The following is a 20966-nucleotide window of genomic DNA, read 5'->3' on the forward strand; positions in this document are numbered from 1 at the left end:
TCTTTTAGCTATAAAAACCACTCAAACACAGCCCATGTTGACCCTATCCGGAACCTCCGCTCTTTCCCGTTTTCGTATTGAAAAACTGCTGACCGAACTGCAGGCAGTGGCCGGCAGCATTAATGCCGTTAGTGCCCGGTTTCAGCATTTTGTGCAAATCGATGGTCAGCTATCCGCCGAGCAATCGGCGATGCTGGAACGCTTGCTCGATTACGGTCAAAGCGAGGAAAACAGCGAAAATGCGGCGGTGGAAGAGGGTGGTGAATCACCTGAACCCCAATTTGTCTCCTTGTGGGTGGTGCCGCGTTTGGGCACTATTTCCCCTTGGTCTAGCAAGGCCTCGGAAATAGCCGAGCGTTGCGGCCTGGCTGCGGTAAAACGCATTGAGCGCGGTATCGAATACCGCTTTACCTCTTCCGAGCCTTTGAGCGATGCTGTTAAACACCAACTGGCGTCTTTACTGCACGATAGAATGATTCAGCAAGTGGTTTACGATCAGGCTGGCCTTGATTTGTTTGCCGAGCACGATCCCCAGCCTTTACAAACCGTAGCTATCGTAGAGCAGGGCAGGGACGCTTTGGTTAAGGCCAACGCTGAATTAGGCATGGCTTTGTCGGCTGACGAGATCGATTATTTGACCGAGAGCTTCATCAGTTTGGGTCGTAATCCGACCGACGTGGAACTGATGATGTTCGCCCAGGCCAACTCGGAGCATTGCCGGCATAAAATCTTCAACGCCAGTTGGACCATTGATGGCGAAGAGCAAGCCAAGTCCTTGTTCGCGATGATCCGCAACACCCACACGCTGAATCCGCAAGGCGTGCTGTCAGCCTACAGCGACAACTCGTCGGTGCTGGAAGGCCCGACAGCCCAGGTATTTATCCGCGATGCGGCGAATAACTATGCCTATGGCTATGTCGAAGAACACGCGCACCTGCTGATGAAGGTGGAAACCCACAACCATCCGACTGCGATCTCACCGCATCCCGGCGCGGCAACCGGTTCCGGCGGGGAGATTCGCGACGAAGGCGCCACTGGCCGGGGGTCGGCGACCAAGGCCGGTCTGACCGGTTTCAGCGTCTCGCATCTGAAAATTCCTGGTTTCCCGCAGCCTTGGGAAGCGGATTACGGCAAACCCGAGCGCATCGTTTCCGCGTTGGACATCATGCTGGAAGGGCCAATCGGCGGCGCAGCGTTTAATAACGAATTCGGCCGGCCCAACATCGCCGGCTATTTCCGCAGCTTCGAACAACCATCGGAAACCGGCGAAGCCAATCAATATCGCGGTTACCATAAACCGATCATGATCGCCGGCGGCATGGGCAACATCCGGCCGATGCTGGTGGATAAACATCCTATTCCGGCAGGTTCGCTGATCATTATCCTGGGCGGCCCAGCGATGCTGATCGGTCTAGGCGGTGGCGCGGCATCATCGCAAACTTCCGGCGAAAGTGCTGCGGAACTTGATTTTGCTTCGGTGCAACGCGAGAATCCGGAAATGGAACGGCGTTGCCAGGAAGTGATTAATCACTGTAATTCGCTAGGCGAAAACACACCCATCATCTCTATTCACGACATCGGCGCCGGTGGCTTATCCAACGCAGTACCGGAAATTATTCACGACTGCGATCGTGGCGGCCGTTTCGAATTGCGCAAGGTGCAGAACGCCGACAAGGGCATGTCGCCGATGCAGATCTGGTGCAACGAAGCTCAGGAACGTTATGTCGTCGCGATCAAACCGGAATCGCTGGCATTGTTCGAATCTTTCTGCAAACGCGAGCATTGTTTGTACGCGGTGATCGGTCATGCCACCGACGAGGAACATCTGACGCTGAGCGACGAATGGCTGGGTGGTAAACCCGTTGATCTGCCTATGTCGGTATTGTTCGGCAAGCCGCCGAAAATGCATAGAAATGTCCAGCGTTTAAACAAGAATTTACCCGGCCTGCAACTGGATCAAGTCGAATTGGCCGAAGCCGTGAAACGGGTCTTAGCATTTCCGGCCGTGGCGGACAAGAGCTTCTTGATTCACATCGGCGACCGCTCAGTGACGGGTTTGGTCGCTCGCGACCAGATGGTCGGCCCCTGGCAAGTGCCGGTGGCTGATGTTGCGGTCACGGCTTCCGGCTTTTATGCCCACACCGGCGAAGCAATGGCAATGGGTGAGCGCACGCCCTTGGCTTTGATCGACGGTCCTGCTTCCGGACGCATGGCGATAGGTGAGGCGTTGACCAACTTGGCAGCGGCTCGTATCGGCAAGCTCAATGATGTCAAACTGTCCGCCAACTGGATGGCCGCCTGCGGCAGTCCCGGTGAAGACGCCGCGCTGTTCGATACGGTCAAGGCAGTCGGTATGGAATTGTGCCCGCAATTGGGCATTGCGATTCCGGTAGGTAAGGATTCGCTGTCGATGAAAAGCGTCTGGCATGAGAAGACCATGACCTCGCCGCTGTCGCTGATTATCACTGCCTTCGCGCCGGTGCAGGACGTTCGTTCTACACTCACTCCTGAGTTGAAAAATGCCGATAGCGTGTTGCTGTTGATTGAGCTTGGCCGGGGCAAGAACCGTCTCGGCGGTTCGGTGCTAGCCCAAGTTTACAATCAGCTCGGCAACCAGGCTCCGGATCTGGACGACGCGAGTTTGTTCAAGCGTTTCTTCGATACCATTCAAGCCTTGAACGACCAAGGGCTGATTCTGGCTTACCATGATCGGGCCGACGGTGGTTTGCTGGCTACGGTAACCGAAATGCTGTTTGCCAGCCGTAAAGGCGTTGAACTAGATATTTCCGAACTGGGCGACGACGTGCTGGCGACCTTGTTCAACGAGGAATTGGGCGCGGTACTGCAAGTAAAAACGGCTGAATTGGATCATGTCGCGCGACTGTTGGATCAGGCCGGGCTGGACGAATTTACCCATATCGTCGGTAAATTAAGTTCAGATCAAAAGTTACGAATCGTCCGTAACGGCAAGGAAATTTACAGCGCGGAACGCGCTGAACTGCAACAAACCTGGTCGGAAGTCAGCTTCAGGATGCAAGCCTTGCGCGACAATCCCGATTGCGCACGGCAACAATTCGAGCGAATCGCCGATGACAACGATCCAGGTTTGTCCGCTCAGTTGACTTACGACATCAACGACAACATCGTTGCAAGATTCGCGGATGCGCATCGACCTAAAGTCGCGATTTTGCGCGAACAAGGCGTCAACGGCCACGTGGAAATGGCGGCAGCCTTCGATAGAGCCGGTTTCGCGGCCATCGATGTACACATGACCGACATCATCAGCGGCCGGGTGTCGCTGGCCGATTTTACCGGTCTGGTGGCTTGCGGCGGTTTTTCTTACGGTGACGTGCTTGGTGCGGGCGGCGGTTGGGCCAAATCCATCTTGTTCAACCCGAAAGCACGCGACGAATTTGCCGCGTTTTTTGCCCGCCCCGATACGTTTGGTTTGGGGGTTTGTAACGGGTGTCAGATGATGTCCGGCCTGAAGGATATTATTCCAGGTGCGGAACACTGGCCGCAGTTCAAACGCAATCTGTCGGAACAATTCGAGGCGCGGGTAGCGATGGTCAAGGTGCAGGCTTCGCCGTCGATTTTCTTCCAAGGCATGGCGGGTTCTATATTGCCGGTCGTGGTCGCTCATGGGGAAGGGCGCGCCGAGTTCGATTCCGAAAACCCTGCCGAAGCCGAGGTTGCGATCAGTTATGTCGATAACTACGGCAATGAAACCGAAGCCTTTCCGGCCAACCCGAACGGATCACCGCTGGGCATTACCGGTTTAACCACCGTCGACGGCCGTTTTACCATCATGATGCCGCATCCGGAACGTTGTTTCAGGGCGATACAGAACTCCTGGCATCCTGCCGATTGGTTGGAAGATGGGGCGTGGTTGCGAATGTTCAGAAATGCTCGGGTTTGGGTAGGCTGAGTCAGCGCCGAGGCTTTCGTTTGGTTAAATAGGATCGAGCTTGAGTAACCCATATCCCGAGCCTCTCCATGATTCAGGGGCTCCAATTTGCAGTTCTCATCGCCAGGAAATAAATAAGAATTTTTCCTATAGCTGTGTGGGAAGCTAGACGGGATAATAGAGGGTTTTCAACGCACTCCACGTTATGAGCCTTCGCTACCAGATTATCTGTCGCATCCTGCTGTCTTCGGTTTGTATTTTGGTATTGGGCGGGGCGATTGCGGTCTGGCAAGCCCGCCAAGCGGTCGAGAAGGAGGTGGATGCCTCGATTCATCTGGCCTTGCAGCTGATCACCTTGGGCATCACCGATACCCCGGTATTTCAACAAAGCGACGATTTATCCCGCTTCAGCGCCTTGCGGCAAACGCGGCATTTGAGCATTCAATTGCAAAAGCCGGACGGACAGTTAATCCATTTCGCCGGCGAAAATCAACCGACCAATCCCGAAGAAATGCCGCCTAGTTGGTTTATCCGCTTGGTGAAGGGCGACTATCCCAAAGTCGAGCATCAGCTGAACATGCAGGACGGCAAGTTATTGACGCTGATTATTCAGGCTCAGCCGCTCGATGAAATCACTGAAGTCTGGCAGGAAAGCGTGGCGTTTTTTGCGTCGATTTCCTTGTTGACTATGTTGACTTTTCTGGCGGTCAATCTGGTATTTAATAAGTCTTTGCAATCGATTGCGGTCATCGTGGACGCCTTGCGCCTGATCGAAACCGGCCAATATCGGCAACAATTGCCGCCATTTTCCACGCAGGAATTCGATGATATTGCCAAGGCAATCAATCATATGACGGTTGAATTGGAAAAAACCCGCCAGGAAAATCGCGCATTGACACAGCATTCGCTAGCCATTCAGGAAGAAGAGCGCCAACGCCTGTCTCAGGAATTGCATGACGAATTTGGCCAATCCCTGACGGCTATCAAAGTGATGGCGGTTACGGCAGCGCATCGTAAAGCCGACGCGGCTAAAATAACCGCAACAATCGCGGAAATTTGCGATCACTTAATGACTGTGGTGCGTTCGATGATGCAGCAATTGCATCCTCTGGTCTTGACCGAATTAGGATTGAAGGCCACTTTGGAAGAGATGGTTAATCATTGGTCGGAACGCAATGCCGACCTGCGTCTGACGATTCGTTGTAGCGACGCAGTGGATGGTTTGGATAAAAATCTGACTATTCAAGTGTTTCGGGTGATTCAGGAGTGTTTGACTAACGTGGTGCGCCATGCACAAGCCCATAGCGTGACAATTGACTTGGATAAGCTGGATCTCCCCCAGGCATGTTTGCAACTTAAAGTGCAGGATGACGGACGCGGCTGCGATTTGCAGACTACCAGTCAAGGCTTTGGTTTGCTGGGTATAAAAGAACGTATCAAGTCGCTGGACGGCGAATTGCAGGTGTTGTCTCGCCCTGGTTCAGGTATGTTGGTTAATGCGCGAATCCCACTCGTATGAATAACAAGATAAAAATCGTGTTGGTGGATGACCACCTGGTGGTGCGGGCTGGTTTTAAAATGCTGTTGGCTGCCGGGGATAGTGTCGAAGTTATCGGCGAAGCCGAGCGTGGTGAACAGGCTATTCAGCTTTATCAAGAATTACAGCCCGATATGTTGGTGATGGATTTGTCCATGCCGGGGATTGGCGGTTTGGAAACTATTCGGCGGATCATTCAGCGCGATAGTGAGGCAAGAATTTTAGTTTTTAGTGTGCATCATGAACAAGTTTATGTCAGCCGGGCATTGGCAGCCGGCGCGCAGGGCTATATCACCAAAAATAGCGCTCCCGGTATTCTTGCCGAAGCGATAGCGGCAATTATGGCTGGTCAACAGTATGTCGAGCGCGGTTTGGTCAAGGGGGGCGGTGAAGAACGCCAGCACACCGGTTATCACGCGATAATCGCCGGTTTTTCTGCACGCGAGTTCGATGTATTTAGCTTGCTTGCCCAAGGGTTGACGGTGCATAAGATCGCCGATCAACTGTGTTTGGGTCATAAAACCGTGGCGAACTACGCCACGCAAATCAAGAAAAAGCTCCAGGTGGACACTACCACCGAGCTTGCTCATATTGCGGTCAATTTGGGGATGACGGCGCGCTGATACTGGGTTTTAGGGTGCGGTGGACTCTATGAGGCGGGGGCTTAAATAGCGAGACTGGTGTGGCAATCGTTCAGGCAAATAAATTCGTCTGAACGATTATTGAAAATTATGTTTCTTAATCCAGAAGGCCGTCGAGTTCAGATTTAGCCGCTAGAACATCCGGCAGTTTTTCCTTAAGAAGTTGCTCCGATAGGCCTAAAAGTGCGGTTAATTGATTGGGTAACGAGGCTAAAATCTGATTTTCATCCAAACCCTGATCTTGGTAATCGCTGATTGCATGGGCGAGGAAAACTGTGCAAGCTAACTTGTTAGGCGTCTCCGCAGCCAAAGGTTCCGCCGATTGTTCGATGGTTTCGACCAATTCGTCAGCAAATTTCCAGCGACGGCAAAGCTCCGCGCAGACTGCCGGGCTGGTATAGCCCAAGCGCCTTTTTTCAATTTCCAATCTGACGTTGCCGTTTTTCACATGCTGATCAATTTCGTTGGCTTCACGGGGACTGCCAATGTGAATGAGCAGGTTGCCCAGATTGCTGATTAGCCCGGCAGTATAGGCGATGTCGGCTGCCAGGCCCGCTTGGGCCGCGAACCATCTTGCATAACCTGCTGTGCGAAAACTATTCCGCCAGCTTTGTTTGACATCGAAATTATCCAATTGCGGTACCACACCGACAATCCCGGATGCGATCACCAAGGTTTTCAGCTGGTTCATGCCCAGCAAGGTGATGGCTTCATCTATTGAGCCAATTTTACGGGATAAACCAAAATGCGCGGAGTTGACCAAACGCAGGATTTTTAAAACAATCACCTGCTCTTTTTCCACGTTTTTGGCTATGTCGAGCATATCCGCGTTGGGATTGTTTAGCTGATTGATGAGGGATCTGACGACTTCGGGTACTTGCGGAATTTTGTGGATTTCATCGAACAGTTGGTTCATTTTTGTGGGCATGTCTTCATCCTTAAGCTACGAAACTGTAATTATTTTTAGAGAATTATAGCCAGCCTCGGCGAACAAACCTTATAAATTTAAACCGGTTCAGGGCCCGGCGCCGCCTGAATCCAGGTTACGCCGGGCCAAGCGGATAGCGGTTTAGCTAGGTCTTAAAGTTTCCAACCATGGAGCGTAACTGATTCGCCAGGTCAAGTAATTCGTGGCAGGCATCCGCCGTATTTTTCGCGCCAATCGAAGTCTCTTCGGATACCCGGCTGATATTGCTGATGTTGCGATTGATTTCCTCGGCTACAGCGGTTTGCTCCTCGGCCGCGCTGGCTATCTGATTATTCATATCGTTAATGGTATCGATACGTTCACTGATAGTGGTTATCGAACCTCCGGCGGATGCGGCTTGCTCTACGCTGGAGTTGGCGCGGCTTCTACCGTTTTCCATCACGGCCACGGCCTGTTTCGCGCGGTCCTGCAAGCGTTCGATGGTTTTTTGAATTTCCAAAGTGGAGTTTTGGGTGCGGCTGGCCAAGGTTCTCACTTCATCCGCTACTACCGCGAAGCCACGACCTTGCTCGCCAGCCCTCGCGGCTTCTATGGCGGCGTTCAGTGCCAGCAAATTGGTTTGCTCGGCAATACCTTGAATCACGCCTAATACCTCGCCAATACTGTTACTGTCGTTTTCCAGTTCGTGTATCACATTGGCGGCGTTTTCCACTTCAGACGCCAAGCTGTTGATGCCATGTACCGCATCTTTCACGATGTTTTTGCCTGACGACGCTTCACGGTCGGCGATTTCGGCGGCTTCCGATGCTCTAACGGCATTTTTTGCGACTTCTTGCACCGTCGATGTCATTTGCTTCATGGCATTAGCCACCAACGTGGTTTCGTGCAATTGCCGCTCAACACCGGCTTGAGTCGATTGGGTGATATTCGCAAGCTTATGGGAAGAGCTGGCCAGTTTTTCGCTGGTGGAGCTGATCTGGTCGATGGTTTTGGCTATTTTGCGCACGAAGGTATTAAAACTCGATGCAATCCAGGCAAATTCCGACTTGCCGCTCGCATCCAGGCGAGCCCGCAGGTCGCCTTCGCCACTACCGATGTCCTGCAGTTTCAAAGCCAATGCTGTCAGCGGACCGATGATGATTTTGCTCATCGTGAAGTAGCCGGTAAAACCAATGATGATCAGTGTTATGCATAAGAAGCCGATAGCGTAGAAGGTATTATTCTTCAGCTCGGCTAGCGCCACGCTAAATGGGGTGACGATCTCAAATGCACCATGCAAGTCGCCGGCGTGGCGATTTTCCATCGGATACCCCAGTAAATCTTGGCCCTTTTCGTTATTCCAGAGACTTTGCGATGTCTTGGGGTCGCCATGGCACAATTCGCATTGTTTGACTAATTTGACCGGGCGTAAATAGCGGACTTCCTGTTTTTCTTCGTCTACGTAGCTGAAGTCTTGGGCGGACGGGTTGCTTCTGAAAAACTCCAGCGCTTGACGCTCGATGTCATCCGCTGCGTTCCGGGGGTTTCGGGGGTTAAGAGACGGTGCTTTAAAACGAAAGCCGTGCTCTTTGGCTTCTGCTTCGATGACATCCCAGGCATTGGCCGTCGGTACGGTGGCGATCACCAGTTCTCTGGCTTTAGAGCTACCTTTTTGTTCGACCAATTGCATGAGTTGCTCAGGCGTGTAGATGCCGGCTTCCCATTTTTTTACGACATTGTCGCGGATTGATTCGGACAAAGTGAGTAGTTGCCGCGAGGCTTTGATTTCCCGGTCAATCAGCTTTTGTTTCTCAAAGCTTGAGTAAACAACCAAGATGGCTATGCCTAAAAGTGTTAGCACCGACATGGTGATAGAAACCACCTTTACCCCTACAGAATGCCAGTTCATCATCAACATCCGAAACTCCCCTAAAATACGCTTTAAATTTCTTGTATTAACTGTCTTTCCAGTACCGCCCTGAAGACATGCCAACCGAGTATAGCTTACAATTTAGCGTCAACTATTCTAAAAACTTAACAACTATGCGGAAAATCAAGGTTTTGTTTGTGTGTATGGGTAACATCTGTCGATCGCCCACCGCAGAAGGCGTTTTCTCTCATTTAGTGTCTACAAGAAACCTGGCGGAGCGCTTTCAAATAGATTCAGCCGGTACCCATGCCTACCATGTTGGCGATGCGCCCGATCTGCGCGCGCAAAAAGCCGCTCGCGACAGGGGGATTGAATTGAAACATCTGCGGGCGCGCAAAGTTGTGTCCGCAGATTTCGAAGCGTTCGATCACATTCTGGTCATGGACGACGAAAATCACGCCGTACTAAAAGAAGCCTGTCCGATTGATTTGAGTCATAAAATTCGCCATTTTCTCGATTATGCACCGCACTTGAATCAACGCGAAGTGCCAGACCCTTACTACGGTGGTAGTTATGGTTTTGAGCGGGTGCTGGATATGGTCGAAGAGGCATCGGCGGGATTTTTGCAGGCATTGCAACAAACGGGCGAGCTGTAATTAACGGGGTAGGAAAAAGCTCATGGCGATAATCTCGAATACGGTCAGTTACCTGGATCGCGACACGGTGCTGGAAGGTTTTTTTGCTTACGACGATGCGATTGTCGGTCAGAGACCGGTGGTGTTGATCCATCATGCTTGGGGTGGGCGAGACCAGTTTGTGGCTGACAAGGCCTTCAAGTTGGCGGAATTGGGTTACTTGGCGTTCGCTACCGATATGTACGGCAAAGGCGTCCTAGGTAAGACGCCCGAACAAAACGCCAAATTGATGCAACCCTTCATACAAGATAGGGCGAAATTGCAACAGCGCTTACAGGCAGCACTATCCACAGTCAAGCTGATGCCTTGGGCCGACAACGCCAGGATTGCGGCGATAGGCTTTTGTTTTGGTGGTTTATGCGCGCTGGATTTGGCGCGGACCGGTGTGGATATGCGTGGAGTAGTGTCGTTTCATGGATTGCTCGGTGCGCCTGAAAATATCCCGAACCCTCAAATCAAGGCGAAGGTACTGGTGTTGCATGGCTATGACGACCCTATGGCCTCCGCTGAGCAAGTGCTTGCCTTACAAGACGAATTAACCAAGGCTGGTGCGGACTGGCAGTTGCATAGCTACGGGCATACGATGCACGCCTTTACCAACCCGGTGGCTAATAATCCTGATTTTGGTACCGTTTATCAGCCGGTTGCTGATCGCCGGTCTTGGCAGGCGATGCAAAACTTTTTGAGCGAGATTTTTGCCTGACGGCAGAGGGTGGCGTTTGCTATAATCGACTGCTTTATAAACCTGTTAGCCATGCTTAAATGGAATTGATGCTTCAGGCTAACCCGTCGATCGATAAGCTTTCGACTGCACTGGAACCACGGACCCATGTCAGACTTCGCTAAAGAAATTATCCCCGTCAATCTCGAAGACGAGATGAAACAATCCTACCTCGATTACGCCATGAGCGTCATCGTCGGCAGGGCACTCCCCGATGTCAGAGACGGCCTCAAGCCGGTGCACCGTCGCGTCCTTTACGCGATGAACGAGCTCGGAAACGACTGGAACAAACCTTATAAAAAGTCGGCGCGTATCGTCGGTGACGTGATCGGTAAATACCATCCGCATGGTGATACAGCGGTTTACGACACCATGGTGCGGATGGCGCAGCCGTTTTCCTTGCGCTACATGTTAATCGATGGTCAAGGCAACTTCGGTTCGGTGGACGGTGATTCGCCGGCGGCGATGCGGTATACCGAAGTGCGAATGGCCAAAATCGCCCATGAATTACTCGCGGACCTGGATAAGGAAACCGTGGACTTCGTTGCCAACTACGACGAATCGGAATCTGAACCCACTGTGATGCCGACTCGGGTGCCTACTCTGTTAGTCAATGGCTCTGCCGGCATCGCGGTCGGTATGGCCACTAATATTCCTCCACATAATCTGGGTGAGATTATCAGCGCCTGCCTGGCCTTGATCGAAAACCCCGATCTGACGATTCCTGAATTAATGCAAATTGTGCCGGGACCGGATTTTCCGACCGCAGGGATCATCAATGGCGCCTCCGGTATTTTTGAAGCGTATGCCACCGGTCGTGGCCGGATTTACCTGCGTGGCCGCAGCCATTTTGAAGACATTGGCGATAGCGGTCGCCAAGCCATCATCACCACCGAGCTACCCTATCAGGTTAACAAAGCCCGCTTGCTGGAAAAAATCGCCGAACTGGTTAAAGAAGGTAAGTTAGACGGTATATCGGGCCTGCGCGACGAATCCGATAAGGACGGCATGCGCATGGTGATTGAACTGCGTCGTGGTGAAGTGCCGGACGTGGTGCTGAATAATCTGTACAAACAAACCCAAATGCAGACCGTATTTGGTATCAATATGGTGGCGCTGTACGACGGCCGTCCACATTTGATGAATCTGAAAGAGATTCTGGCGGCGTTTGTCGATCACCGTCGCGAGATCGTTACCCGCAGAACCATTTATAACCTGCGCAAGGCACGGGAGAGGGCGCATATTCTGGAAGGTTTGGCGGTTGCATTGGCTAATATCGACGAGATGATTGATCTGATCAAATCCTCGCCCAGCCCGCAAGAAGCCAAAGTCGGCCTGCTAGCGCAGACCTGGAATGCCGGTTTGGTTGCGTCCTTGCTGGATAGAGCCGATGCGGATCGTTCGCGGCCGGACGATTTGTCTATCGAATTTGGCTTGGTAGACGGCTCTTACCGCTTATCCGAAAATCAGGCGCAGGCTATTTTGGATTTGCGTCTGCATCGCTTGACCGGCTTGGAACAAGAAAAAATCGTCAACGAATACAAGCAGCTGCTGGAACTGATCGACGAATATCTGCATATTTTGGGTAGCGATGTGCGCTTGATGGAAGTAATTCGCGAAGAGCTGGAAGAGATCAAAACTCAATACGGCGATACCCGCCGCACCGAAATCGTCCAGGATTATTCAAATCTGTCCGCTGAAGACCTGATTACCGAAGAAGATATGGTGGTGACGATGTCGCACGAGGGTTACGTGAAAACGCAGCCGCTCAGCGATTACAAAGCTCAGCGCCGCGGCGGCCGCGGTAAGTCGGCGACTGCAACGAAGGAAAACGATTTCGTCGAAAAACTAATCATCGCTAATACTCACGATACGATTCTGTGCTTCTCTTCGGCGGGTAAAGTCTATTGGTTACGGGTGTTTAATCTGCCGGTCGCCAGCCGGGCATCGCGCGGCAAGCCGTTTGTAAATCTGTTGCCGTTGGAAGAAGGCGAGAAGATCAATGCGATGTTGCCGGTCCGTGAGTACAGTGCGGATAAATACATTTTCATGGCCACATCATCGGGTACCGTGAAGAAAACCCCGTTGCCCGAGTTCGAACGCCAGCGCAGTAACGGCAAAATCGCTATCGATCTAAACGAAAACGACACTTTAGTGGGCGTGGCGATTACCGACGGGCAGCAAAACGTGTTGTTGTTCAGCAGTGATGGCAAGGCCGTGTGCTTCAACGAAACCGATGTGCGCTCCATGGGCAGGACCGCTACCGGCGTACGCGGTATCCGTCTGCAGGAAGGCCAAAAAGTCATATCCTTAATCATCGCCAGCGAAGGCACGGTGTTGAATATCACCGAAAACGGTTACGGCAAACGCACTAAGCTGGAAGAGTTTACCCAGCATAGGCGCGGCGGACAGGGCTTAATCGCGATCCAAACCTCCGAGAGGAATGGTGCGGTAGTCGGCGCGGTATTGGTTAACGATACTGACGAGATCATGTTGATCACTGACGGCGGTACGCTGGTGCGGACACGGGTTAAGGAAATTTCCATCGTCGGCAGAAATACTCAAGGTGTTACCGTCATTCGTCTGGATAAGGGCGAAAGAGTCGTTGGCGTTGATTGTATCGATGGTCTGGGCGATGAAGACGATGTGGACGGCGATATCGACGAAAATGATGTTGATGTGGTGGAAACAGACAGCGCCGAACAAGGCGGAGAAGAGGAGTAACGATGGCAAGGATTTACAACTTTAGCGCCGGTCCGTCCATGTTGCCGGAATCGGTACTGGTGCAAGCTCAACAAGAGATGTTGAATTGGCAAGATAGCGGCATGTCGGTGATGGAAATGAGCCACCGCGGTAAGCATTTCATGGCCATCGCCGAAGCGATGAAAAATGATTTGATCGAATTGCTCGCCATTCCGGCCAACTACAAGGTCCTGTTTCTGCAAGGCGGTGCCAGCGCGCAATTTGCAATGATCCCGCAAAACATTCTGAACGGCAAAACCAAGGCCAGTTACGTGAACACTGGAGCCTGGTCTACCAGTGCTATCAAAGAAGCCGGTAAATATTGCGAAGTACAGCTTGCTGCCACCTCGGAAGCCGAAAAATTTACTACTATTCCAGCGCTCGATACCTGGAATATCGATAAAGACGCCGCTTATCTGCACTACACCTCTAACGAAACCATTCACGGCGTGGAATTTTCCGAAGTTCCCGACGCAGGGGATTTGCCCTTAGTGTGCGATATGTCTTCGAACATTTTGTCGCGTCCGGTCGATGTCAGTCGCTACGGCATTATTTATGCGGGTACTCAGAAAAATATGGGGCCTTCCGGCGTGACCGTGGTTATCGTTCGCGATGATTTAGTCGGCTTGGCACCAAAAACCGTGCCGGCTGTGTTCGACTACCAGCAACAGGCAAAAGCCGACTCCATGTTGAATACGCCTGCCACCTATAACTGGTATCTGTTGGGGTTGGTGTTGCAATGGCTGAAACAGCAAGGGGGTATCGCGGCCATTGAGCAGCATAATATTCGTAAAGCCGGCAAGCTTTACCAAGTTATCGATGAATCCAGCCTTTACAGCAATCCGGTGGTGAAAGACTACCGCTCCCGAATGAACGTGCCCTTCGTGTTGGCGGATGCGGCGCTGGATAAAGAGTTTTTGGTCTTGGCCGAGAAAAACGGCCTTAGCACGCTCGCAGGCCACCGTTCCGTCGGTGGCATGCGCGCCAGTATTTACAATGCTATGCCGGAAGCCGGGGTCGATGCCTTGATCGATTTCATGGCCGAGTTCGAACGTACTCACTAAGCAATCCAAAATGACGGCGATTATTCCTTTATCGGAGCTGCGCGAACGTATCGACGCGATTGATCAGCAAATATTGCAGTTGATCAATCGGCGGGCGGAGTGCGCTATTGAAGTAGCCAGAACCAAAATGGCCGAAGGCGAAACCGGTAGTTTTTACCGTGCTGATCGCGAAGCTCAGGTGTTGCGCAAAATCAAGGAGCTGAATCCGGGTCCATTGAGTGACGATGCTTCGGTGCATTTGTTCCGGGAATTGATGTCGGCTTGTTTGGCTTTGGAAAAACCCTTGGAAGTGGCGTTTTTGGGGCCGGTTGGCACCTTTACCCAGCAAGCAACCTTCAAACATTTCGGTCACGCCGTGAAGGGCATTCCGGTGGCGACAATACCGGAGATTTTTTTGGCGGTGGAAACCGGTCATTGTCAATTCGGCGTGGTGCCTGTGGAAAATTCCACCGAAGGCGTAATTGCGCATACGCTGGACCGTTTTATGACCACGTCCTTGCAAATTTGCGGCGAAGTCGAAATCCGGGTGCATCAAAACCTACTCGGTAAAATGGACACGTTGGCGGCGATTAACGAAGTCTATTCGCATCAACAATCCTTGGCGCAGTGTCGGCAATGGCTGAATAGCTATTTGCCGGGTGTGCCCTGCACGGCGGTCAGCAGTAATGCCGAAGCCGCCAGGCTGGCGTCTTTGGACCACAATAAAGCCGCGATAGCCGGTCTGATGGCGGCCGAATTGTATGAGTTGAACATCATCGAGCAACACATCGAGGATGAATCCAACAATACCACACGCTTTATCGTCATCGGCAAACAGCAGCCGGCATCCACCGGGCTGGATAAAACATCCATTTTGGTGTCCACCGGCAATCAAGCCGGCGCCTTGCATAAGATTTTGGGGCCGTTTGCCGAATACGGCATCAGCATGGCGCATATCGAGTCCAGGCCATCGCGGCAGGGCTTGTGGGAATACGTGTTTTTTATCGATATCGATGGTCATCGCGACGATCCCGATGTCGCCAAAGCTCTGGAAACCCTGCAAAACAACGTCAAAATGTTGAAAATCCTCGGCTCTTATCCAAAAGCCGTCATTTAATCTTTAATTCGATGAACAAATTTTTAGAACTTGCTACTGCCGGCGTTCAACAGCTGGTGCCTTATGTGCCCGGTAAACCGGTGGATGAATTGCAGCGCGAGCTGGGTATCGCAGAAGTCATCAAGCTGGCTTCCAACGAAAATCCATTGGGCACCGGCGCCAAAGTCGCGGCGGCTATTCAAGCAACCTTGCCCGAATTAACCCGTTATCCCGACGGCAGCGGTTTTACATTGAAAGCCGAATTGTCGGCCAAATTAAATGTGGCGCCCGAGCAAATTACCCTGGGTAACGGTTCCAGCGAGATTCTGGAATTGGTGATGCGGACTTTCGTTACGCCGGAACTGGAAGTAGTGTTTTCCCAGCACGCATTCGCGTTATATCCAATTCTGACGCAAGCCGTCGGCGCCAAAGCCAAAGTGGTGCCGGCTAAAAATTACGGGCATGATTTGGCGGCAATGCGGGCGCAAGTCGGTCCAAAAACCCGAGTCGTGTTTATTGCCAATCCCAACAATCCAACCGGTACTTTGCTGAATAAAAACGAACTGGAAAGCTTTATCGCTGATTTGCCAGCGCATGTGCTGTGCGTCTTAGACGAGGCTTATTACGAGTTTGTCGATCCTGCCGTGCGAACCGAATCGTTGGCTTGGCCGAATCGTTATCCGAATCTGATTATTGCCCGCACGTTCTCCAAGGCCTACGGCTTGGCGGGGTTGCGTATCGGTTACGGGATTTCCTCCCCTGACATCGCCGATCTGTTGAACAGAGTGCGCCAACCTTTCAATTGCAGCATGCTGGCATTAGCCGCAGCGGAAGCCGCGCTGGGGGACACAGATTACCTGAATCAGACCGTGGCTCTTAACAACGCCGGTATGACGCAACTGACTGATGTTTTTAAGGAATTGGATTTACCCTGGATTCCCTCGTCCGGCAATTTCGTTTCCGTGGATGTGAAACAACCGGCTTTGCCGATTTACGAGGCCTTGCTGCGCAAGGGCGTAATCGTAAGGCCGGTTGCCAATTACGAAATGCCTAACCACCTGCGTGTCAGTATCGGCACGGAACGTGAAAACGCCATATTCATAAAAGCGTTGCGCGAGGTGCTGAGCGGTGTTTAACCGCCTGTGCATCATCGGCATCGGTTTGATCGGCGGTTCTATTGCCAGGGCCGCGCGCGCCCAAGGCTTATGTCGTGAAGTCGTTGCCTACGGCCGCGAGAAAAATCTGCCGAATATGCAATTGGCGAAGCAACTCGGTGTCATCGACCAGTTTTACACCGACATAGCTGCGGCATTGCAAAATACCGATTGCGTAATCGTCGCCACGCCGGTCGGTAGCATGAAGGCTATTTTCGAACAAATTAAACCGCACTGGAACTCGAATGCTATTTACAGCGATGCAGGCAGCACCAAGGGCAGCGTGGTTTCCGCATTGGCGGAAGTTTTCGGTACCGTACCCAGCAATTTTGTGCCTGCGCACCCGATTGCCGGCGCCGAGCGCAGCGGTGTGGATGCTTCGACCGTCGATTTGTTTGTCAATCGCCGCCTGATCCTGACGCCGCTAGAAGGCACCGATAAGCTGGCGCTGGCGAAAATCCATACATTTTGGGAAAAGATCGGCTCCAGCGTTTCGGTGATGTCGGTAGAACACCATGATACCGTGCTGGCTGCCACTAGCCACTTGCCGCATATCCTAGCCTTTGCCTTGGTTGGTTTGTTGGGGCGCAAGGACGAACAGCGCGAGATATTCAAATATGCCGCCGGCGGTTTCAGGGATTTCAGTCGCATCGCCTCCAGCGACCCGACCATGTGGCAGGACATCTGTCTGGCCAATAAGCAGGAAATCGTGCCCTTGATTCGCCAGTTTCAAGCGGAATTAAGCAAAATAGAACAATTGCTGGTTGAGGATAAGTCTGCGCAATTGTTCGAAACCTTTACGTATGCCAGAAATGCCCGGCAGCGTTTTCTCGATCAACAAGAAGACTAAGAAGATTAACATGTCACAAACCATTACTTTTCAAGTACAGCCGGGCGGCAGTTTGCGCGGCGAAATCCGTGTGCCGGGTGATAAGTCCATGTCGCACCGTTCGATTATGCTGGGTTCACTGGCGGAAGGTGTCACCCACGTCACCGGTTTTTTAAACGCGGAAGATGCCATTTCTACCTTGGAAGCTTTCCGGGCCATGGGTGTAAAAATCGAAGGGCCGGTCAATGGCGAAGTGACGATACACGGCGTTGGCAAGCACGGTTTGCAAGCGCCGGAGAAACCTTTGTATTTGGGCAACTCCGGTACTTCAATGCGACTGCTGAGTGGTCTGTTGGCAGGTCAGCCGTTCGATGTGGTGTTGACTGGCGATAAGTCGCTGGAATCGCGGCCGATGAAGCGCGTCACCGTGCCGTTGGCGCTGATGGGCGCCGAGATTGTTACCCAGGAAAACGGCACCGCGCCGCTGCATATCAAAGGCAAGGCCGGAAAATTGCAAGGCATTCATTACGATATGCCTATCGCCAGCGCTCAGGTCAAATCCTGTTTGCTGTTGGCGGGCATGTATGCCGAAGGTGAAACCAGCGTCACCGAACCAGCGCCGACCCGCGACCATACCGAGCGGATGTTGAACGGATTTGGTTATCCAGTCATCCGCGAAGGCAGCACAGCCCGTATTACCAATCAAGGCAAATTGACTGCCGCGCGCATTGATGTACCCAGCGATATTTCCTCGGCGGCGTTCTTTCTGGTCGGTGCCAGTATCGCCCCGGATTCCGATGTGACTTTGCGTCACGTAGGGATCAACCCAACCCGCACCGGTATCATCGATATTTTGCGTTTAATGGGGGCGAATATCGAAGTATTGAACGAGAGAGAAGTCGGCGGTGAACCCGTAGCCGATTTGCGTGTGCGTTCGGCACAGTTGAAAGGCATCAACATCCCCGAGCATTTGGTGCCGCTGGCCATCGACGAGTTTCCAGTCTTGTTCGTGGCCGCTGCTTGTGCGGAAGGTCAAACCGTATTGACTGGCGCCGAAGAATTAAGGGTCAAGGAATCCGACCGTATTCAAGTGATGGCTGACGGTTTGCAAATTCTCGGTGTCGATGCGCAGCCCACCAAGGACGGCATGGTGATTAACGGCGGCGGGCATATTGGTACTGGCGAAGTGGAATCGCATGGCGATCACCGCATTGCTATGTCGTTTTCGATTGCCGGCTTGCGGGCGAGTGGTCAGATCACGATCAATGACTGTGCGAATGTGAATACATCGTTTCCGGAATTCCGCGATTTGGCCACCAAACTGGGTTTGGCATTAACGAGTTTTTAAGATGCAAGTACCCGTATTGACGATAGATGGTCCCAGTGGCGCAGGTAAAGGCACGGTCAGCCGCGCCGTCGCGAAACTTTTGGGTTGGAATTATCTGGATAGCGGCTCGATTTATCGCTCGTTAGCTGTTGCGGTTTTAAAATCGGGTCTTGAGTTATCGGACGTAACCGCTATTTGCCGAGTCGCTGAAGCCATGTCGTTAGAATTCGATTGCGGCGACGAGTTGATCGTTAAGCTTGATGGCATCGACATTACCAGTCAATTGGGCACCGAAACCACCGGCAATACTGCGTCCGTGATTGCCGCGTATCCGGAAGTAAGGGCAGTGTTATTGCAAAAACAAAAGGATTTTCAAAGACTTCCAGGCTTGGTCGCCGATGGTCGAGACATGGGTAGCGTCGTATTTCAGGACGCCAAAATCAAGGTTTATTTAACCGCCAGCGCGGAGGAAAGGGCGCTTAGGCGATATAAACAGTTGATTGAAAAGGGAATTGATGCTAACCTTGCTCAAATCACTCGGGAAATAGAAGAACGCGATTTTCGCGATCAGCAGCGAGCTACGGCTCCGCTCACCGTGCCGGAAGGTGCGCATTACATCGATTCATCCAGTTTGACTATTCAGCAAGTGATTGATCAGGTGGTAAATTTAGTCAATTCAGACTAGTGGTGGTTACCGAATTGTTATCGGTGGCTTTATTTTAATTTCAGAGAAGAGAAAGCTTGCTTGAGTCTTAGCAAGTTTGGGAAAGTAGAGATGGGCGAAAGCTTTGCAGAGTTGTTTGAAGAGAGTTATGCCAAGACGGAAATGCGTCCTGGCGCAATGCTAATTGGTACCGTTGTTGATATCGAAAACGAATTTGTTATCGTCAGCACGCAAGCCAAATCAGAAGGGGTCATTCCTAAATGGCAATTTCTGAATGCCGACGGCGACCTTGAGGTCAATGTAGGCGACGAAATTGAGGTAGCTCTCGATTTATTCGAAGATGGCCTGGGCGCCACTCTTCTTTCCCGTGATAAAGCCAAGAAAAGTAAAGCTTGGGCAGAACTGGAAAAAGCCTTTGAAACGCAAGAAACCATTGTCGGCCGTATCAACGGCAAAGTACGTGGCGGTTTCACTGTTGCGGTCGGTGCGTTGCGCGCCTTCTTGCCAGGCTCTCTGGTAGACGTTCGTCCTATCCGCGATACCGCTTTCCTGGAAAACCGCGATCTGGAATTTAAAGTCATCAAAATCGACCAAAAACGTAACAACGTTGTGTTGTCACGTCGTGCGGTCGTCGAAAGCGAATACAGCGCAGAACGCGAAGAGTTGGTTAAAACGCTGCAAGACGGCGCGATTGTTACCGGTATCGTTAAAAACCTCACCGATTACGGTGCGTTTATCGATCTGGGCGGCGTCGATGGTTTGCTGCACATTACCGATATGGCATGGCGCCGTGTACGTCACCCATCCGAGTGTGTAGAAATTGGTCAGGAAGTTAAAGTTAAAGTCCTGAAATTCGACAAAGACAAAACCCGCGTCTCGTTGGGCATGAAACAAATGGATGAAGATCCATGGCAAAACATCGCTCGTCGTTACCCAGCCGGCACTCGCGTGTTCGGTAAGGTCAACAACCTGACCGACTACGGCTGCTTTGTGGAAATCGAAGAAGGCGTCGAAGGCTTGGTACACGTTTCCGAAATGGACTGGACCAACAAAAACGTTAATCCGTCTAAAGTTGTTCAATTGGGCGACGAAGTTGAAGTTATGGTTCTGGAAATCGACGAAGAACGTCGTCGTATTTCACTGGGCATGAAACAATGCCGTTCCAACCCTTGGGATGAATTTGCCGCCACGCACAACAAAGGCGACAAAATCTCCGGCAAAATCAAATCCATCACCGATTTCGGTATCTTCATCGGTCTGGACGGTGGTATCGACGGTTTGGTTCACATGTCCGATATTTCCTGGAACGAGAACGACGAAGAAGCGATTCGCAATTACAAAAAAGGTGACGAAGTTGAAACCGTTATCTTGGCTGTTGATTCCGAGCGCGAACGTATCTCCTTGGGTATCAAACAACTCGAACAAGATCCTTTCCAAAACTACATTGCCGTGCATGAAAAAGGCAGCTTAGTTAAAGGCGTCATCAAGGAAATCGATGCTAAAGGTGCAGTGGTGACCTTGGCTGATAACGTCGAAGGTTACTTGCGCGCTTCCGAAATCCAACGTGACCGCGTCGAAGATGCGCGTACTTTGTTGAAAGAAGGCGAAGAAATCGAAGCTAAATTTGTCGGTGTTGACAAAAAGACTAAATCTATTTCTTTGTCTATCAAAGCGAAAGATGTCGAAGAAGAGTCTAATGCTATTAAAGATTACTCGTCACAAAATGCTGGCACAGCCACATTAGGCGATATCTTTAAACAAATGGACAAGTAGTAAAACCATCTCCAAGGGTGGCATGACTAGCTCATGCCACCCTTTTTTGATTATTCAGGG

At 51.7% G+C, this 20966-nt stretch carries 15 protein-coding genes; 13 read left to right on the plus strand and 2 right to left on the minus strand.

The genetic code is table 11. The features are described from left to right. The first annotated feature begins 34 nt into the window (after positions 1-34). From purL to DDY07_RS04345, 3 genes are all read left to right on the plus strand, one after another. Positions 35-3928, plus strand: coding sequence for a phosphoribosylformylglycinamidine synthase (gene purL / locus DDY07_RS04335; protein ID WP_101055514.1), 3894 nt, complete (start codon positions 35-37; stop codon positions 3926-3928). 184 nt (positions 3929-4112) lie between these two features. Further along, on the plus strand, positions 4113-5426 hold the full coding sequence (locus DDY07_RS04340) for a histidine kinase (protein WP_171694939.1): 1314 nt from the start codon (positions 4113-4115) through the stop codon (positions 5424-5426). Then, positions 5423-6067, plus strand: coding sequence for a response regulator transcription factor (locus DDY07_RS04345; RefSeq protein ID WP_033158089.1), 645 nt, complete (start codon positions 5423-5425; stop codon positions 6065-6067). Before DDY07_RS04340 ends, DDY07_RS04345 begins: the two co-directional genes overlap by 4 nt. Before the next feature lie 115 nt (positions 6068-6182). Here the strand turns inward: DDY07_RS04345 and DDY07_RS04350 are convergent, their stop codons facing one another. Both DDY07_RS04350 and DDY07_RS04355 read right to left on the minus strand, forming a co-directional pair. Then, positions 6183-7013 (minus strand): HDOD domain-containing protein, encoded by an 831-nt coding sequence (locus tag DDY07_RS04350; RefSeq protein ID WP_101055516.1) that lies wholly within the window; start codon positions 7011-7013, stop codon positions 6183-6185. A 145-nt stretch (positions 7014-7158) separates the two neighbouring features. Next, positions 7159-8910 (minus strand): methyl-accepting chemotaxis protein, encoded by a 1752-nt coding sequence (locus DDY07_RS04355; protein ID WP_033158087.1) that lies wholly within the window; start codon positions 8908-8910, stop codon positions 7159-7161. Positions 8911-9035: 125 nt separating this feature from the next. Between DDY07_RS04355 and DDY07_RS04360 the strand changes: the two genes are divergently transcribed. The 10 genes from DDY07_RS04360 (at position 9036) to rpsA (ending at position 20906) form a co-directional block, all read left to right on the plus strand. After that, a complete protein-coding gene (locus tag DDY07_RS04360) occupies positions 9036-9518 on the plus strand; it encodes a low molecular weight protein-tyrosine-phosphatase (RefSeq protein WP_165786444.1) in 483 nt (160 codons plus the stop codon). Positions 9519-9540: 22 nt separating this feature from the next. After that, positions 9541-10260: a dienelactone hydrolase family protein gene (locus tag DDY07_RS04365; RefSeq protein WP_033158085.1), complete on the plus strand. Its 720-nt coding sequence runs from the start codon at positions 9541-9543 to the stop codon at positions 10258-10260. Between the two features lie 126 nt (positions 10261-10386). Further along, positions 10387-13002, plus strand: a complete 2616-nt coding sequence (gene gyrA, locus DDY07_RS04370) for a DNA gyrase subunit A (RefSeq protein WP_171694940.1) — start codon at positions 10387-10389, stop codon at positions 13000-13002. Positions 13003-13004: 2 nt separating this feature from the next. Next, positions 13005-14084, plus strand: a complete 1080-nt coding sequence (serC, locus tag DDY07_RS04375; RefSeq protein WP_101055519.1) for a 3-phosphoserine/phosphohydroxythreonine transaminase — start codon at positions 13005-13007, stop codon at positions 14082-14084. A gap of 10 nt (positions 14085-14094) precedes the next feature. After that, entirely contained in the window at positions 14095-15180 is a 1086-nt protein-coding gene (gene pheA, locus DDY07_RS04380) for a prephenate dehydratase (RefSeq protein ID WP_033158082.1), read from the plus strand. Between the two features lie 11 nt (positions 15181-15191). Next, positions 15192-16295 carry a histidinol-phosphate transaminase gene (hisC, locus tag DDY07_RS04385; RefSeq protein WP_033158081.1) on the plus strand — a complete coding sequence of 368 codons (1104 nt, stop codon included), beginning with the start codon at positions 15192-15194 and terminating at the stop codon, positions 16293-16295. Further along, positions 16288-17163: a prephenate dehydrogenase/arogenate dehydrogenase family protein gene (locus tag DDY07_RS04390; RefSeq protein ID WP_033158080.1), complete on the plus strand. Its 876-nt coding sequence runs from the start codon at positions 16288-16290 to the stop codon at positions 17161-17163. The genes hisC and DDY07_RS04390 overlap by 8 nt, the downstream gene beginning before the upstream one ends. 10 nt (positions 17164-17173) lie before the next feature. Beyond that, positions 17174-18490: a 3-phosphoshikimate 1-carboxyvinyltransferase gene (gene aroA / locus DDY07_RS04395; protein ID WP_171694941.1), complete on the plus strand. Its 1317-nt coding sequence runs from the start codon at positions 17174-17176 to the stop codon at positions 18488-18490. A 1-nt stretch (position 18491) separates the two neighbouring features. Beyond that, positions 18492-19154: a (d)CMP kinase gene (gene cmk / locus DDY07_RS04400; RefSeq protein WP_171694942.1), complete on the plus strand. Its 663-nt coding sequence runs from the start codon at positions 18492-18494 to the stop codon at positions 19152-19154. Positions 19155-19244: 90 nt separating this feature from the next. After that, the gene (gene rpsA, locus DDY07_RS04405) at positions 19245-20906 is read left to right on the plus strand and encodes a 30S ribosomal protein S1 (protein ID WP_033158077.1); all 1662 of its coding nucleotides are present in this window, start codon (positions 19245-19247) and stop codon (positions 20904-20906) included. The last annotated feature ends 60 nt before the right edge of the window (positions 20907-20966 follow it).

The sequence above is a fragment of the Methylomonas sp. ZR1 genome (assembly GCF_013141865.1).
Taxonomy (GTDB): domain Bacteria; phylum Pseudomonadota; class Gammaproteobacteria; order Methylococcales; family Methylomonadaceae; genus Methylomonas.

Bases quoted from the DNA above. Each gene is read 5' to 3' on its own strand.
- DDY07_RS04355 (WP_033158087.1), bottom strand. From the start codon at position 8,910: ATGTTGATGATGAACTGGCATTCTGTAGGGGTAAAGGTGGTTTCTATC.
- purL (WP_101055514.1), top strand. From the start codon at position 35: ATGTTGACCCTATCCGGAACCTCCGCTCTTTCCCGTTTTCGTATTGAA.
- DDY07_RS04345 (WP_033158089.1), top strand. From the start codon at position 5,423: ATGAATAACAAGATAAAAATCGTGTTGGTGGATGACCACCTGGTGGTG.
- cmk (WP_171694942.1), top strand. From the start codon at position 18,492: ATGCAAGTACCCGTATTGACGATAGATGGTCCCAGTGGCGCAGGTAAA.
- DDY07_RS04365 (WP_033158085.1), top strand. From the start codon at position 9,541: ATGGCGATAATCTCGAATACGGTCAGTTACCTGGATCGCGACACGGTG.
- gyrA (WP_171694940.1), top strand. From the start codon at position 10,387: ATGTCAGACTTCGCTAAAGAAATTATCCCCGTCAATCTCGAAGACGAG.
- aroA (WP_171694941.1), top strand. From the start codon at position 17,174: ATGTCACAAACCATTACTTTTCAAGTACAGCCGGGCGGCAGTTTGCGC.
- DDY07_RS04340 (WP_171694939.1), top strand. From the start codon at position 4,113: ATGAGCCTTCGCTACCAGATTATCTGTCGCATCCTGCTGTCTTCGGTT.
- DDY07_RS04350 (WP_101055516.1), bottom strand. From the start codon at position 7,013: ATGCCCACAAAAATGAACCAACTGTTCGATGAAATCCACAAAATTCCG.
- serC (WP_101055519.1), top strand. From the start codon at position 13,005: ATGGCAAGGATTTACAACTTTAGCGCCGGTCCGTCCATGTTGCCGGAA.
- DDY07_RS04360 (WP_165786444.1), top strand. From the start codon at position 9,036: ATGCGGAAAATCAAGGTTTTGTTTGTGTGTATGGGTAACATCTGTCGA.
- rpsA (WP_033158077.1), top strand. From the start codon at position 19,245: ATGGGCGAAAGCTTTGCAGAGTTGTTTGAAGAGAGTTATGCCAAGACG.
- hisC (WP_033158081.1), top strand. From the start codon at position 15,192: ATGAACAAATTTTTAGAACTTGCTACTGCCGGCGTTCAACAGCTGGTG.
- pheA (WP_033158082.1), top strand. From the start codon at position 14,095: ATGACGGCGATTATTCCTTTATCGGAGCTGCGCGAACGTATCGACGCG.